The sequence below is a fragment of the Pseudomonas sp. 1 R 17 genome (assembly GCF_900067035.1).
Lineage (GTDB): Bacteria > Pseudomonadota > Gammaproteobacteria > Pseudomonadales > Pseudomonadaceae > Aquipseudomonas > Aquipseudomonas marginalis.
Genome location: NZ_FKLB01000057.1, coordinates 1 through 14,836, shown reverse-complemented (window position 1 = coordinate 14,836; position 14,836 = coordinate 1). Strand labels below are relative to the sequence as shown.

13 protein-coding genes and 4 tRNA genes are annotated in these 14,836 nt (G+C 61.9%); 2 read left to right on the top strand and 15 right to left on the bottom strand.

Translation table 11 applies throughout. The features are described 5' to 3' along the window. The first annotated feature begins 92 nt into the window (after positions 1–92). A complete protein-coding gene (locus BFP99_RS20325) occupies positions 93–1,523 on the top strand; it encodes a DHA2 family efflux MFS transporter permease subunit (protein ID WP_083221226.1) in 1,431 nt (476 codons plus the stop codon). 30 nt (positions 1,524–1,553) lie between these two features. Here BFP99_RS20325 and BFP99_RS20320 read toward each other — a convergent pair whose 3' ends face one another. Both BFP99_RS20320 and BFP99_RS20315 read right to left on the bottom strand, forming a co-directional pair. Beyond that, positions 1,554–1,994, bottom strand: a complete 441-nt coding sequence (locus tag BFP99_RS20320) for a hypothetical protein (protein WP_065948011.1) — start codon at positions 1,992–1,994, stop codon at positions 1,554–1,556. Between the two features lie 164 nt (positions 1,995–2,158). Beyond that, positions 2,159–2,235, bottom strand: a tRNA-Val gene (locus BFP99_RS20315). Between the two features lie 184 nt (positions 2,236–2,419). Between BFP99_RS20315 and BFP99_RS20310 the strand changes: the two genes are divergently transcribed. Next, positions 2,420–3,703: an NAD(P)/FAD-dependent oxidoreductase gene (locus BFP99_RS20310; RefSeq protein WP_065927247.1), complete on the top strand. Its 1,284-nt coding sequence runs from the start codon at positions 2,420–2,422 to the stop codon at positions 3,701–3,703. A 157-nt stretch (positions 3,704–3,860) separates the two neighbouring features. On the opposite strand, the gene BFP99_RS20305 is transcribed toward BFP99_RS20310, so the two are convergent. The 13 genes from BFP99_RS20305 to BFP99_RS20245 form a co-directional block, all read right to left on the bottom strand. After that, positions 3,861–3,937: transfer RNA gene (locus BFP99_RS20305), tRNA-Asp, on the bottom strand. 104 nt (positions 3,938–4,041) lie between these two features. Beyond that, positions 4,042–4,118: transfer RNA gene (locus BFP99_RS20300), tRNA-Asp, on the bottom strand. A gap of 55 nt (positions 4,119–4,173) precedes the next feature. After that, positions 4,174–4,249, bottom strand: a tRNA-Val gene (locus BFP99_RS20295). A 107-nt stretch (positions 4,250–4,356) separates the two neighbouring features. Then, entirely contained in the window at positions 4,357–5,121 is a 765-nt protein-coding gene (locus tag BFP99_RS20290; protein WP_027604081.1) for an SDR family oxidoreductase, read from the bottom strand. 11 nt (positions 5,122–5,132) lie between these two features. Further along, positions 5,133–6,344, bottom strand: a complete 1,212-nt coding sequence (locus tag BFP99_RS20285) for an O-succinylhomoserine sulfhydrylase (RefSeq protein ID WP_065927246.1) — start codon at positions 6,342–6,344, stop codon at positions 5,133–5,135. Positions 6,345–6,409: 65 nt separating this feature from the next. Continuing rightward, a complete protein-coding gene (gene purF / locus BFP99_RS20280) occupies positions 6,410–7,915 on the bottom strand; it encodes an amidophosphoribosyltransferase (RefSeq protein WP_027604079.1) in 1,506 nt (501 codons plus the stop codon). Positions 7,916–7,956: 41 nt separating this feature from the next. After that, on the bottom strand, positions 7,957–8,514 hold the full coding sequence (locus tag BFP99_RS20275; RefSeq protein ID WP_003192538.1) for a CvpA family protein: 558 nt from the start codon (positions 8,512–8,514) through the stop codon (positions 7,957–7,959). Positions 8,515–8,675: 161 nt separating this feature from the next. Next, positions 8,676–9,335: an SPOR domain-containing protein gene (locus BFP99_RS20270; RefSeq protein WP_065927245.1), complete on the bottom strand. Its 660-nt coding sequence runs from the start codon at positions 9,333–9,335 to the stop codon at positions 8,676–8,678. Further along, positions 9,319–10,626 carry a bifunctional tetrahydrofolate synthase/dihydrofolate synthase gene (gene folC, locus BFP99_RS20265; RefSeq protein ID WP_065948010.1) on the bottom strand — a complete coding sequence of 436 codons (1,308 nt, stop codon included), beginning with the start codon at positions 10,624–10,626 and terminating at the stop codon, positions 9,319–9,321. Before folC ends, BFP99_RS20270 begins: the two co-directional genes overlap by 17 nt. Then, the gene (gene accD / locus BFP99_RS20260; protein ID WP_027604076.1) at positions 10,623–11,543 is read right to left on the bottom strand and encodes an acetyl-CoA carboxylase, carboxyltransferase subunit beta; all 921 of its coding nucleotides are present in this window, start codon (positions 11,541–11,543) and stop codon (positions 10,623–10,625) included. Before accD ends, folC begins: the two co-directional genes overlap by 4 nt. A gap of 243 nt (positions 11,544–11,786) precedes the next feature. Beyond that, complete coding sequence (locus BFP99_RS20255; protein ID WP_065927243.1) at positions 11,787–12,419, bottom strand: phosphoribosylanthranilate isomerase; 633 nt, start codon at positions 12,417–12,419, stop codon at positions 11,787–11,789. 64 nt (positions 12,420–12,483) lie between these two features. Beyond that, positions 12,484–13,308: a tRNA pseudouridine(38-40) synthase TruA gene (truA, locus tag BFP99_RS20250; RefSeq protein ID WP_027604074.1), complete on the bottom strand. Its 825-nt coding sequence runs from the start codon at positions 13,306–13,308 to the stop codon at positions 12,484–12,486. A 140-nt stretch (positions 13,309–13,448) separates the two neighbouring features. Continuing rightward, positions 13,449–14,836 (bottom strand): FimV/HubP family polar landmark protein (locus BFP99_RS20245; protein ID WP_305118799.1); only part of this gene is annotated, 1,388 nt, incomplete at its 5' end.

Here is a 14,836-nt window from a genome sequence, read left to right as displayed (position 1 = left end):
TCATCTTAACGCCGCCCGTTTATCGTGCGCGGCGCATCAGGCAGTTGGTCGGCCTTCTTCATCAAACCGTTCACTGAAAAAGGGCAGCACCGGTGAGCTCAGCCACTCCAGATTCCGCCGCGCAAAACCGCCTCAGCCTACAAACCAGTCTGATCGCCCTGGTGGTCGCCGTGACCTTCTTCATGGAGAACCTCGACGCCACGGTTATCGCCACCGCGCTGCCAACCATGGCATCGGCCTTTGGCGTGACACCGGTCGACATGAACATCGGCATCACTGCCTATATCCTCGCCGTGGCGATCTTCATACCGCTGTCCAGCTGGGTCGCCGACCGCTTTGGTGCGCGCCGGGTATTCGCTGGCGCAATCACCCTGTTCACCCTCGCTTCGCTGCTCTGCGGGCTCAGCCAAAGTATCGAGATGTTCGTGTTCGCCCGCGTCCTGCAGGGCATCGGCGGCGCATTGATGGTGCCCGTGGGGCGCCTGGCCGTGCTGCGTAATACGGATAAGAAAGACTTGGTGAAAATGATCGCGATCATTACCTGGCCCGGCCTGGTCGCGCCGATTCTGGGGCCGCTGGTCGGCGGCTTGATCGTGACGCATGCATCGTGGCCATGGATCTTCTACGTGAATCTGCCGCTGGGTGCGCTGGCATTGGCCGCCGCACTATGGCTTGTACCGGAAGACCGTGAAGCCAGCGTGCGCCAGTTCGATGCCAAGGGTTTTGTACTGCTGGCAGGCGCCTGTGTGGCCCTGCTGGGCGGGCTGGAATGGCTGGGTAACCAGACCGGTGAACGCCTTATTCCAGGCGCCGTGCTGGTCGCGGCAGGCATCGCGCTGGCAGTGTGGGCCGTGCACCATTGCCGCCATGCCAGCGACCCGTTATTGCCGCTCGAGACCCTGTCCATCGATACATTTCGTGTGAGCATCTATGGCGGCTCGCTGTTTCGCCTGGCCATCAGCGCCCTGCCGTTCCTGCTGCCGCTGCTGTTTCAAGTCGCCTTTGGCTTGTCCCCGGTGGACGCAGGCTTGCTGGTGCTGGCGGTATTCGCTGGCAATCTGGCGATGAAGCCGTTCACCACGGCCATCATGCGCCGCTATGGGTTTCGCCGGGTCTTGCTGGTGAACGGGATAATCGGCGTGGTGTCGATAGCCGCTTGCGCGCTTTTCACGGTGCAGACCCCATTTGTGCTGATCGCGGCCGTGTTATTTGTGGGAGGGTTGTCCCGCTCGATGCAGTTCACCTGCTACAACTCGATCGGCTTCGCGGATGTGCCCAAACCGCGCATGAGTGAGGCCTCGGCACTGTTCAGCCTGTCATTCCAGCTGGCCATGGGGATGGGCGTAACGGTGGCGGCGCTGCTGCTACGAGCATCCATGACCCTGCAGGGGCATGAGATGCAGGCACAGGTCGGGGATTTTCGCGTGGCGTTCGTCGGCGTGGCGCTGCTGGGAGCGTGGGCGCTGGTGGATGTGTATCGCTTGACGGTGGGAGCGGGAGAAAGTGTGTTGAATCGACAGTGAAGGCTGCGACTCAACACACTGTTGCCAGTATCAGGCGGTGGTACTAACCATCGAACCCGACGTGCTGTTGCCCTCATCGGTGACTGCCTGCAACAGTGCGGAAGTCACTGTCTGCAACGCCGCCGCAGTGCCGGCGATCTGCATCTGCGCCGCCGCTACTGCCGCCGCTTTGGCTTCTGCACTCTGGTTGCTGGACTGAGCTTTCTGCAAGGCTTGCTGCTGCGCTTGAAGCTGCTTTTGCAACTGCTCGATCTGCTTCTTCAACTCTTTGACGGTATCGGACTCCTTCGAGAGCGAGGAGGCTTGGCCACCGCCACCGCCACTTACACCTGCCGCACCATTGGAATCAGCGTGCATGTTGACGGTCGTGCCGCCTGCGCTGCTTGTGCTTTCTTTGGTCGCGGCAGCCGTCGAGCTGACAGTGCTTGGAGTGCTTGCTACGGAGGCGGTAGTGCTGATGTTGATAAGCATGCCAAGTGTCCGAGAGTAAGAGATTTGCGATCTCTATCGGCCTGGGTGTCGATTACTTTAGGCGGGGGGTGGGAAGATTTTCGGGTAGTAATAAATCGCATGAACAAAAAAGGGCCCACCTTTCGGTGAGCCCTTCTAGACCGCCCAGCAGAGCGGATTTTGTTTGGTAGGCGCGATTGGACTCGAACCAACGACCCCCACCATGTCAAGGTGGTGCTCTAACCAACTGAGCTACGTGCCTGCTGTGAGGCGGCATTCTACGGAATTCCGGAGGGGTGTCAACATCTTTTTTGCAGCTAACCCTATGAATATGCGAATTATTTATTTGCAGCCGGCGCACCGCACTTTTTGGGGTGGCTGGCAGGCAATTTTCAACTCAGGTAGGATCAGGGCACTCGTAAAAAATATAAAACAGAGGTTCCAGGATGGCGAACACCCCCTACCCCCAGTCGTATTACGCCGCTTCCGCAAATGCCGTTCCGCCACGCCCAATGTTGCAAGGCGACGTCGAAACCGATGTGTGCGTGATCGGTGCCGGCTACACTGGCCTGTCCAGCGCGCTGTTCCTGCTGGAGAACGGTTTTCGCGTGACGGTACTGGAAGCCGCCAAGGTGGGTTTTGGCGCGTCAGGCCGCAATGGCGGGCAGATCGTCAACAGCTACAGCCGTGACATTGATGTGATCGAGCGCAGCGTCGGCCCGCAACAGGCGCAGTTGCTGGGGCAGATGGCGTTCGAGGGTGGCAGGATCATTCGCGAGCGTGTGGCCAAATACCAGATCCAGTGCGACCTGAAGGACGGCGGCGTGTTCGCGGCACTCAACAGCAAGCACATGGGCCATCTGGAGTCGCAGAAGCGCTTGTGGGAGCGCTACGGCCATACACAGCTGGAGTTGCTGGACGAGCGCCGCATTCGTGAGGTCGTGGCCTGTGACAACTATGTCGGCGGACTGCTGGACATGAGTGGCGGCCATATCCACCCACTCAACCTGGCACTCGGTGAAGCCGCCGCCGTGGAGTCCCTGGGCGGGACGATCTACGAACAATCGGCGGCGGTGCGCATCGAGCGTGGCGCCAACCCGGTGGTCCATACGGCAGAAGGTAAAGTCAGGGCCAAGTTCATCATCGTCGCGGGCAATGCCTACCTGGGCAACCTGGTGCCGGAGCTGGCGGCCAAGTCGATGCCCTGTGGCACCCAGGTGATCACGACGGCGCCACTCGGGGATGAGCTGGCCAGGACACTCCTGCCGCAGGATTACTGCGTAGAGGACTGCAACTACCTGCTCGACTACTATCGCCTCACCAGTGACAAGCGCCTGATCTTCGGCGGCGGCGTGGTGTATGGCGCGCGCGACCCGGCGAACATCGAAGCAATCATCCGCCCGAAGATGCTCAAGGCCTTCCCGCAACTCAAGGATGTGAAGATCGACTACGCCTGGACCGGCAACTTCCTGCTGACCCTGTCGCGCTTGCCGCAGGTTGGTCGCCTGGGCGACAACATCTACTACTCACAAGGCTGCAGCGGCCATGGCGTGACGTACACCCACCTGGCGGGCAAGGTGCTGGCGGAAGCGCTGAGAGGCCAGGCAGAGCGCTTCGATGCGTTTGCCGACCTGCCGCACTACCCATTCCCGGGCGGGCAACTGTTGCGCACACCGTTTGCGGCACTGGGAGCTTGGTACTACGGGCTGCGGGATAAGCTGGGCTTCTGACAAATCAATGGGGGCCGGTTCGCCGGCTCCCGCAAAAAATTGCCAAATTGCAGACACAAAAAACCCCGGTCTTTCGACCAGGGTCTTTGCTATCGGATCAAAGTAGCCAGTGGCTTTCTTTGTGCTTCAAGGCGTTCAGCGGTCCTTGAGGCAGATATGGCGCAGCGGACGGGACTCGAACCCGCGACCCCCGGCGTGACAGGCCGGTATTCTAACCGACTGAACTACCGCTGCGTATCGCTTGACCGGCTGAGCAAACCGCCTCAACCGTCTTTGAACATCTGATTGATCAGCTTGGCTGTTCAACCTCAAGCCCGATAAATCGAACCTGGAAAATATGGCGCAGCGGACGGGACTCGAACCCGCGACCCCCGGCGTGACAGGCCGGTATTCTAACCGACTGAACTACCGCTGCGCGTCGGTGCAACCTTTAACGTTGCGTCCTGCCCGAAGGCAAAACTCTCAAGAAGTGGTGGGTGATGACGGGATCGAACCGCCGACCCTCTGCTTGTAAGGCAGATGCTCTCCCAGCTGAGCTAATCACCCTTTGCTTCGTTGAGGCCGCGAAATTTACGCAGGTAGCGGACCTAAGTCAATAGCCTGCTTGAAGTTTTTCTGAAAAAGACAAAATGGCTTCAAGACGGCTACCCGTCCTACTCGCTGTAAATCATCTTCTTGCTCATGCCACCGTCCACCACAAACTCTTGCCCGGTGACAAACCCGGCCTGGCGCGACAGCAACCACGCCACCATCGCTGCCACGTCCTCTACCGTACCCACCCTGCCCGCCGGATGCTGGGCATGATCGGCATCGGTCAAAGGCTCGGCACGCCGCGCAGCTGGATCACGGGCATCAATCCAGCCAGGACTGACCGCATTCACCCGCACTTCCGGCCCGAGGCTGATCGCCAAGGCGTGAGTAAGGGCCAACAGGCCACCCTTGCTCGCCGCATAAGCCTCGGTATCCGGCTCCGACTGACGAGCCCGGGTCGACGCCAGGTTGACGATGGCGCCGCCGTGGGCACGCAGGTAAGGCGCACAGTGCTTGGCCAGCAACATCGGCCCACTGAGGTTAACGGCCAGCACGCGATTCCAGTAAGCCAGGTCAAGGCTTTCCAGGGTGATGTTGTGCGGGTCGGCCACCGCAGCGTTACAGACCAACGCGTCCAGGCGACCGAATTGCCCCAGGACTTCGGCGACTCCCTGGGCCACCTGTTTCTCGTCAGCCACGTCCATGGTGATAAACCAGGCGTTTTCGCCCAGCACCTTGGACACCTTGGAACCGCGCTCGCGGTCGAGGTCGGTCAAGACCACCTGCCAGCCTTCGCTGATCAGCCACGCCGCAATCCCGAGACCAATACCCCGCGCCGCGCCCGTCACCAGGGCGACGCGCCCATTACTGGCCGCCGCGGCCTCCAGGGACCACTCGATCACAAGGCAGCCAGCCCGCGAGCCAGGTCAGCCTGCAGATCCGTGACATCTTCCAGGCCGACCGCGATGCGGATCAGGCTGTCCCGGATACCGGCCGCCTCACGCTCCTGCGGCGCCAGGCGTCCGTGGGACGTGGTGCTCGGATGGGTAATGGTGGTCTTGCTGTCGCCCAGGTTGGCCGTGATGGAGATCAGGCGCGTCGCATCGATAAAGCGCCAGGCGCCCTCTTTGCCGCCCTTCACTTCGAAACTTACCACGGCGCCGAAACCACGTTGCTGGCGCTGGGCCAATGCGTGCTGCGGGTGGCTCTTGAGGCCGGCGTAATGCACTTTTTCGATACCGTCCTGCTGCTCCAGCCACTCGGCCAGGGCCTGGGCGTTGGCGCAATGGGCCTTCATGCGCAGGCTGAGGGTTTCCAGGCCCTTGAGGAAGATCCAGGCGTTGAACGGGCTCAGGGTCGGGCCGGCGGTGCGCAGGAAGCCCACCACCTCCTTCATCTGCTCGCTGCGACCGGCAACCACGCCGCCCATGCAACGGCCCTGGCCATCGATAAACTTGGTGGCCGAGTGCACCACAATGTCTGCGCCCAGCTTCAGCGGCTGCTGCAAGGCAGGCGTGCAGAAACAGTTGTCGACCACCAGCATCGCGCCTTTGGCGTGAGCCACTTCGGACAACGCGGCGATATCCACCAACTCGGCCAACGGATTGGACGGCGACTCGACGAACAGCAGCTTGGTGTTGGACTTGATTGCCGCACCCCACCCGGACAGATCCGCCAGGGGCACGTAGTCCACTTCGATACCGAAGCGCTTGAAATACTTCTCGAACAGGCTGATGGTCGAACCGAACACGCTGCGCGACACCAGCACGTGGTCGCCGGCACTGCACAGGCTCATCACCACCGCCAGGATCGCCGCCATGCCGGTGGCCGTTGCCACCGCCTGCTCTGCGCCTTCCAGGGCCGCAATACGCTCTTCGAACGCGCGCACAGTCGGGTTGGTGTAGCGGGAATAAACGTTACCCGGCACTTCGCCAGCAAAGCGCGCCGCGGCGTCGGCCGCTGTGCGGAACACGTAGCTGGAGGTGAAGAACATCGGGTCACCGTGCTCACCTTCCGGGGTACGGTGCTGGCCGGCGCGCACAGCCAGGGTATCGAAAGCTACGCCATCGAGGTCGCTGTCCAAGCGACCGGCATCCCATTCCTGACTCATGCTGCGACTCCTTACTCAATTCTTTATTTAAGATACAAAACCGGCCCCTCAGGGCCGGTGTCTACTCAGTTGTTGTACAGATCGATGATCGCGCTGACCGCCTGGGTCTTGATCTTCGACGAGTCGTTACGCGCCTGCTCGATCTTGTTCAGGTAGGCCTCGTCGACGTCACCGGTCACGTACTTGCCGTCGAACACGGCGCAGTCGAACTGCTCGATCTTGATCTTGCCACCGCCGACCGCTTCGATCAGGTCCGGCAGGTCCTGGTAGATCAGCCAATCGGCGCCGATCAGGTCGGCCACGTCCTGGGTCGTGCGGTTGTGGGCGATCAGTTCGTGGGCGCTCGGCATGTCGATACCGTACACGTTCGGGTAACGCACGGCAGGCGCTGCGGAACAGAAGTACACGTTCTTCGCACCGGCCTCACGGGCCATCTGGATGATTTGCTTGCAGGTGGTGCCGCGTACGATGGAGTCGTCCACCAGCATCACGTTCTTGCCGCGAAATTCCAGTTCGATGGCGTTGAGCTTCTGGCGCACCGACTTCTTGCGCGCCGCCTGGCCCGGCATGATGAAGGTGCGACCGATGTAACGGTTCTTCACGAAGCCTTCGCGGAACTTGACGCCCAGGTGGTTGGCCAATTCCAGCGCAGCAGTACGGCTGGTGTCCGGGATCGGGATCACCACGTCGATGTCGTGCTCGGGACGCTCGCGCAGGATCTTGTCGGCCAGCTTCTCGCCCATGCGCAGGCGCGCCTTGTACACCGACACGCCATCGATGATCGAATCCGGACGCGCCAGGTAGACGTGTTCGAAGATGCACGGGGTGAGTTTCGGCGCGACAGCGCACTGACGGGTGTGCAGTTTGCCGTCTTCGGTGATGTACACCGCTTCGCCCGGCGCGAGGTCGCGGATCAGGGTGAAGCCCAGCACGTCCAGGGACACGCTTTCGGACGCGATCATGTACTCGACGCCTTCGTCGGTGTGACGCTGGCCGAACACGATCGGGCGAATACCGTGGGGGTCACGGAAGCCGACGATGCCGTAGCCGGTGATCATCGCAACGACGGCATAACCGCCGACGCAACGGTTATGCACGTCGATCACGGCGGCGAACACATCTTCTTCGGTCGGCTGCAGCTTGCCGCGCTGGGCCAGCTCGTGGGCGAACACGTTGAGCAGCACTTCCGAGTCTGAGCTGGTGTTGACGTGGCGCAGGTCAGATTCGTAAATCTCCTTGGCCAGTTGCTCAACGTTGGTCAGGTTACCGTTATGCGCCAGGGTAATGCCGTAAGGCGAGTTGACGTAGAACGGCTGAGCTTCGGCCGACGTCGAGCTACCGGCGGTCGGGTAACGCACATGGCCAATGCCCATGTGCCCGACGAGGCGCTGCATGTGACGCTGATGGAACACGTCACGTACCAGGCCATTGTCCTTGCGCAGGAATAACCGGCCGTCGTGGCTGGTCACAATACCGGCAGCGTCCTGGCCGCGGTGCTGGAGGACGGTTAGCGCGTCATACAGCGCCTGATTGACGTTCGACTTACCGACGATACCGACGATGCCACACATGCGACGCAACCCCTACTTAATGAATCTTGACTGAACACAACTTACTGCGGCGTTTTGGCCGGCAAGAGGTGTTCCTTGAACGGAAGATCAGCGGGTACGCTGATTCCGCTGGCCAGCCACTGACTGCTCCACCCCAATATGAGGTTCTTGGACCAATCTGCAACCAATAGAAATTTTGGCACGAGTACCGACTCCTGCCACCACGAATCCTGCTGTACCGGCCCCAGGCTCAACAGCCCGACCGCCACGACCACCAGCAACGCACCACGCGCGGCACCGAAGGCCATGCCGAGAAATCGATCGGTCCCGGAGAGGCCGGTGACACGTATCAACTCGCCAATAAGATAATTGACCATTGCCCCCACCAGCAGCGTGGCGATGAACATGATGGCGCAGCCCGCAATGACGCGAGCCGAAGGTGTCTCGATGTATCCGGCCAGGTAGACCGACAACGAACCGCCGAACATCCAGGCTACGACTCCTGCGATGATCCAAGTCAGCAACGACAGTGCTTCTTTTACGAAGCCGCGGCTTAGACTGATCAAAGCGGAGATGGCGACGATTGCAACGATCGCCCAGTCAACCCAGGTAAATGGCACGTTTGAGCCTACGGACGGATAAGGCGGCGCATTTTAGCAGAGCGTCGGGCTGTCGGTAAGCTGTGATTGCGGCTGCTTTGCAAATCAATAGATTGTGGCGGGCCGATCACATTTCAACCTCACCACATTTGATTGGACTTCAGGTTTAAACCGATGCGGGCTCAGCCGCGCTCAGGCTGGAAGCGGGTCACGAAGCCTTTCAGGTTCTGCTGACGGTCCAGCAAATCCCGCAGCCGGTCGGCCTCGGCGCGCTCGATCAGCGGCCCGATAAACACCCGGTTCTTGCCGTCGGCGCTACGGATGTAGGCGTTGTAGCCCTGGGCACGCAGCTTCTTCTGCAAGGCGTCGGCGCCTTCACGATTGCCCAGGCTGGCCACCTGGATCGACCAACTGATCGGCAAGCCGTTCGGGTCGATACGGCTCTGCCCCACATCCGGCTTGCCCGGCGCAGCAGGCTGTGGCGCTACAGGTTTGGGCGCAGGCGCAGGTGTCGCCGGCTTGGCGGCGACCGTCGGAGCAGGTGTCGGCTTGACCACCGGCACGCTTGGCTGCACCGGCATCGACGGCGCCTGCTGCGCGGCCACCTCATCATCGGTCGGCACCGGTTCTTCTTCCGGCAACGCCTGCGGTTCAGGCACCACCACCGGCTCCACCTGCACTTGGGGCACTGCCGGTGCCTGGGGCGCAGCCGGAGCCTCGACGACCACCTGGCGCTGCTCGTCCTGGCGGGAAAACAGCATCGGCAGGAAAATCACCGCCAATGCCACCAGCACCAGGGCTCCAACCATTCGCTGCTTGTATGCGCTATCCAGTAATGCCATCTGCAGCTTCCTCCGTGGAGCGCCGGGCCAACCACTCAAGCGCCTCGGCAACACAATAAAATGATCCGAACAACAGAATTTCGTCCTCGGCCGTCGCCACCGCGCACTGAGCCTCCAGGGCGGCAGTCACGCTTGCATACGACGCCACGGGCGCACCAAGGTTCTGTAACGCGATCTCAAGCTCATGGGCCGGACGGCTGCGGGGCGTATCCAGCGGCGCTACCGCCCAAGCCTGGACGCTGTCCAGCAACGGCGCAACTACGCCCTCCAGGTCCTTATCGGAGAGCAAACCGAATACAGCCAGGCGACGCCCCACCGGCGGCGTGCGTGCCAGGCGCTTGGCCAGGTATTGCGCTGCATGGGGGTTATGCCCCACATCCAGCAACAGGTTCAGGCGCTTGCCGTGCCAGTCGAACACCCGGCGATCCAGGCGCCCGACCACGCGGGTCGCCAGCAACGTCGCAGCAATCTGCTCAGCCTGCCAAGGCAGGTCCAGCAACAGATAGGCTTGCAGCGCGAGTGCGGCGTTCTCCATCGGCAGGTTCAGCAAGGGCAGATCACGCAGCTCCACAGCCTGCCCACGGGCATCCCGGCCGCGCCACTGCCAGTGCCGGTCACCGATTTCAAGATTGAATTCGCGGCCACGCAGGAAGAATGGGCAGCCCAGCTCACACACCTTGTCCAGCAAGGGCTGCGGCGGATCCAGGTCACCGCACAGCGCAGGCTTGCCCGGGCGGAAAATCCCGGCCTTCTCATAGGCCACGGACTCGCGGGTATCCCCCAGGTAGTCGGCATGGTCCACGCCAATACTGGTGACCAGCGCCAGGTCGGCATCCACCACGTTGACGGTGTCCAGGCGCCCCCCCAGGCCCACTTCCAACACGACCACATCCAGCTGCGCACGCTCGAACAGCCAGAACGCCGCCAGGGTGCCCATTTCGAAGTAAGTCAGGGAAATCTCACCGCGCCCGGCATCGAGTGCGGCGAAGGCTTCGCAGAGTTGCTCATCGCTGGCTTCGACGCCATTGAGTTGCACCCGCTCGTTGTAACGCAGCAAGTGCGGCGAGCTGTACACGCCGACTTTCAGCCCCTGGGCCTGCAGCAGCGCGGCAACAAAGGCACAGGTAGAACCCTTGCCGTTGGTACCGGTCACCGTGATCACACGCGGCGCCGGCCGGCCCAACCCAAGGCGGGCCGCTACCTGTTGCGAGCGCTCCAGGCCCATGTCGATGGCGGACGGATGCAACTGCTCGAGGTAGGCGAGCCATTCGCCCAGGGTACGTTGGGTCATAGGTTCGCAGGCACCGGCGGCACAACGATCGGCTCGACTTTAGGCGCGACGTAAACAGGTGTCGGCAGGCCCATCATCTGCGCCAGCAGGCTACCCAGGCGTGGACGCAGCTCACCGCGCGGAATGATCAGGTCGATTGCGCCGTGCTCCAGCAGGAACTCGCTGCGCTGGAAGCCTTCCGGCAGTTTTTCGCGCACGGTCTGCTCGATCACGCGCGGGCCGGCAAAGCCGATCAGGGCTTTTGGCTCACCGACAATCACGTCGCCCAGCATCGCCAGGCTGGCGGAAACACCGCCGTAGACCGGGTCGGTCAGCACGGAGATGAACGGAATGCCTTCTTCGCGCAGACGCGCCAGCACCGCAGAGGTCTTGGCCATTTGCATCAGGGAGATCAACGCTTCCTGCATCCGCGCACCACCGGAGGCGGCGAAGCAGATCATCGGGCAACGGTTTTCCAGGGCGTAGTTGGCCGCGCGCACGAAGCGCTCGCCGACGATGGCCCCCATGGAGCCGCCCATGAAGGAGAACTCGAACGCCGACACCACCACCGGCATGCCCAGCAGCTTGCCGCTGACGGAAATCAGCGCGTCCTTCTCACCGGTCTGCTTTTGCGCAGCGGTCAGGCGGTCCTTGTACTTCTTGCCGTCGCGGAACTTCAGACGGTCGACCGGCTCCAGGTCGGCGCCCAGCTCGTTACGGCCGTCGGCGTCGAGGAAGATATCGATGCGGGCGCGGGCGCCGATACGCATGTGGTGGTTGCACTTGGGGCAAACATCCAGGGTCTTTTCCAGCTCGGGGCGGTACAGCACCGCGTCGCAGGATGGGCACTTGTGCCACAGACCTTCAGGAACCGAGCTTTTCTTCACCTCGGAACGCATGATCGAAGGGATCAGTTTGTCTACTAACCAGTTGCTCATGCTTTCTTTCTCCAGTACCGGTGGCTTGAACACAGCCCCGCGTATGCCCTTGAGCTAAATTCATATGTGGCGATGACGCAGGCTGGACGGGGTCAGACGTTCGACCTGCCATTTCCAGCCTGCATCCTCAGCCTTCCAGACAGCCTGCCTGCGCAGGTTGCCACTTCATTTCCGGGCCGCCCTCAGGCGGCGCCGGGCTGTTTTACACAGTGGTAGTTATGGACGGCGGCAGACTGCCAGCCGTCACATCCCGCCACAGCTGTTGCGCACCGCGTGCATGAATGCGCGAATCCTGTCGTGATCCTTGATGCCCTTGCCTTGCTCTACCCCACCGCTGACATCCACGGCATACGGCCGGACCTGTTGAATCGCCGCACCGACATTCGCTGGGTTGAGCCCCCCGGCCAGGATGATCGGCTTGCTCAATCCTTCGGGGATCAGCGACCAATCGAACGCTTCACCGGTACCACCGGGTACGCCTTCGACATACGTGTCCAGCAGAACGCCACGCGCGCCGGAATAGGCCGCGCAGGCCCTCGCTATATCGTCACCCGCCTTGACCCGCAACGCCTTGATATACGGGCGTTGGTAGCTTTCACATTCATCCGGGGTTTCGTCGCCGTGAAATTGCAGCATATCCAGCTGCACGGCATCCAGGGTTTCGTTGAGTTCGCAGCGGCTGGCGTTGACGAACAAGCCCACGGTGGTCACGAACGGCGGCAGCGCCGCAATGATCGCCCGCGCCTGCAACACATTCACCGCCCGCGGGCTTCTGGCATAAAACACCAGGCCAATGGCATCCGCCCCCGCCTCGACTGCCGCCAGCGCGTCTTCTATGCGGGTAATCCCGCAAATCTTGCTGCGAACGACAGGCATGTCGTAGAAACCTCAGGGGTTGGACCGATAAAGTCCCGGATGGTAACAAAAGCTATTCCGGGCGTCAGCCGCCAAGTTCACTGAACCCTGTGAGGAAGTGTGGCCCGATGAAGCGCTGCGGCAGTTCGAACTCGTCGCGGTACTCCACATCCACCAGGTACAGGCCAAACGGATGCGCCGTGACGCCGCCCGTGCGGCGAATGCGGCTTTCCAGCACTTCCCTGGCCCATTCCACCGGGCGCTCGCCGGTGCCGATGGTCATCAATACGCCCGCAATGTTACGCACCATATGGTGCAGGAAGGCGCCGGCGCGGATGTCCAGCACGATCATCTTGCCGTGGCGAGTCACCCGCAGGTGGTGGACTTCCTTGATCGGCGACTTGGCCTGGCACTGGCCGGCACGAAACGCACTGAAATCATGCACCCCTACCAGATGCTGCGCAGCCTCGGCCATGCGTTCGGCATCCAGCGGACGGTGGTTCCAGGTGATTTCTTCGTTGAGGTGCGCGGGACGGATCTGGTCGTTGTAGATCACATAGCGATAACGCCGGGCAATCGCCTTGAAGCGCGCATGAAAGTGCGCAGGCATGACCTTGGCCCAACTGACGCTGACGTCATGGGGCAAATTGATATTGGCGCCCATCACCCAGGCCTTCATCGTGCGTTCGGCCTGGGTATCGAAGTGCACCACCTGGCCGCAGGCATGCACACCGGCATCGGTACGCCCGGCACACATCAACGACACCGGGGAGTCAGCCACTTTCGACAGCGCCTTCTCCAGGGTTTCCTGCACCGTCAGCACGCCTGACGCCTGGCGCTGCCAGCCGCGATAGCGCGAGCCTTTGTATTCCACGCCGAGGGCGATGCGGTAAAAGCCAGCGGCCGCCATTTCGGCGGCCGGGTTATCTATATTTGCCAAGAACTGAGAGCCTGATGAGTTGCGCGAAGGCGGCCATTATAAATGCGCCAGCTGCGTGGCGTGCGCTTTTGTTGGGGATTGACCTTCCCACACCGCACCTGCATCAACCTTCAGATTTTGCCGAGCATTTCCTTGGCCTCGCCGCGCTGCGCCTCATCACCTTCGGTGAGCACTTCAGAGAGAATGTCCCGCGCGCCGTCGGCATCCCCCATGTCGATATAGGCCTGGGCGAGGTCTAGCTTGGTGGCGACTTCATTCGTACCGGACAGGAAATCGAACTCCGGCTCATCATCGCCCAGCGCCGCGTCCTCAGCGGTAAAGGAAGGTTCGATGGGCGGACTTTCCAGGCTCTGGGACAGGCGATCCAGCTCGGCGTTGACATCGTCCAGCTCCGAAGCGAAGGCATCCGGCTTGGCGGCTGCTTCTGGCTCATCCGCCAGGGACAGGTCGAAATCCTCCGGCAAATCGAAGTCATCCAGCGCCGATGGGGTCAGCGTCGGCGGCTCCACGGCAGACACATCCTTCATCTGGTCCTCAAGACCGGAAAGGAAGTCGTCGTCGGATTGCTCGGACGCCGGGTCATTGAGTTGCAGGTCCAGGTCGAAGTCCGACAGGTCTTCCTCGCCGGCCTTGGGCGCCGATTGCTGCTCCAGGAGCGCTGCAAACGTCTGCTCGTCGTCCAGGCTGGCTGGCGAAGCCGCCTCCAGCTCATCCAGGCTCAGGTCGAAATCGGTGTCGAGTGCATCGGGCTCGGCGGCCGGGGCAGCCGGCTTGTCTTCCAGCAGGTCCTTGACGTACTGAGCGTCAAGGGCCGCGGCGGCAACCGCGGCACTGACGCCCGCCGCCAATACCGCCATCGCAGGAAAGCGCGACTTGAGCTGCTCGACCTGGGCATGGTTTTCACCATTGGCCACCAGTTGACGCTCCTGGGTCACGAAACCGTCCTTGTCGCTTTGCAGGCCGTAGACTTCCATCAGCTTCAACCGCAGGTCGCTGCGCTTGGGCTCGTGCTTGATCGCTTGCTCCAGCACATCGGCGGCCTGGTTCAGATGACCACGGTCGATATGGGACTGGGCTTGCGCCAGGGCATCGTTGGCGTTTTGCGGGGCCACGGCAGCGGCCAGCGGCGCGAGCACGGAGGCAACCGTCGGAACCGCTACCGCCGGCGCAACCACTGGAGCAGGTGCCGGAGCGGCTGCCAGCTTGACGTTCGGCGGCGGCACTTCGAGGCCTTCGAAACTGTCCGACGGCAGGTCCTGTTCGATGCTTGAGGTAAATTCCGGCTCTTCAGCCAGCGCCCGCGCCATGCGCAAGTGCTTTTCCTCTTCACGGCGGGCGTTGCGATGGCGCGCCCACAACAGCAGGAGCAGCAACACCACCAGGCCAGCCGCACCGCCGATCACACCGAGGACAACCGGATTGGTCAGCAGATCATTGAACTTGCCTTCCGTGGTGTCAGGTGCCGTGGCCGGCGTAGCTGCCTCAGGTGCCGGCGCCG

Coding starts and splice junctions, on each gene's coding strand:
- BFP99_RS20320 (WP_065948011.1), bottom strand. CDS start 1,994: ATGCTTATCAACATCAGCACTACCGCCTCCGTAGCAAGCACTCCAAGC.
- BFP99_RS20310 (WP_065927247.1), top strand. CDS start 2,420: ATGGCGAACACCCCCTACCCCCAGTCGTATTACGCCGCTTCCGCAAAT.
- BFP99_RS20285 (WP_065927246.1), bottom strand. CDS start 6,344: ATGAGTCAGGAATGGGATGCCGGTCGCTTGGACAGCGACCTCGATGGC.
- purF (WP_027604079.1), bottom strand. CDS start 7,915: ATGTGTGGCATCGTCGGTATCGTCGGTAAGTCGAACGTCAATCAGGCG.
- BFP99_RS20270 (WP_065927245.1), bottom strand. CDS start 9,335: ATGGCATTACTGGATAGCGCATACAAGCAGCGAATGGTTGGAGCCCTG.
- folC (WP_065948010.1), bottom strand. CDS start 10,626: ATGACCCAACGTACCCTGGGCGAATGGCTCGCCTACCTCGAGCAGTTG.
- accD (WP_027604076.1), bottom strand. CDS start 11,543: ATGAGCAACTGGTTAGTAGACAAACTGATCCCTTCGATCATGCGTTCC.
- BFP99_RS20255 (WP_065927243.1), bottom strand. CDS start 12,419: ATGCCTGTCGTTCGCAGCAAGATTTGCGGGATTACCCGCATAGAAGAC.
- truA (WP_027604074.1), bottom strand. CDS start 13,308: ATGGCGGCCGCTGGCTTTTACCGCATCGCCCTCGGCGTGGAATACAAA.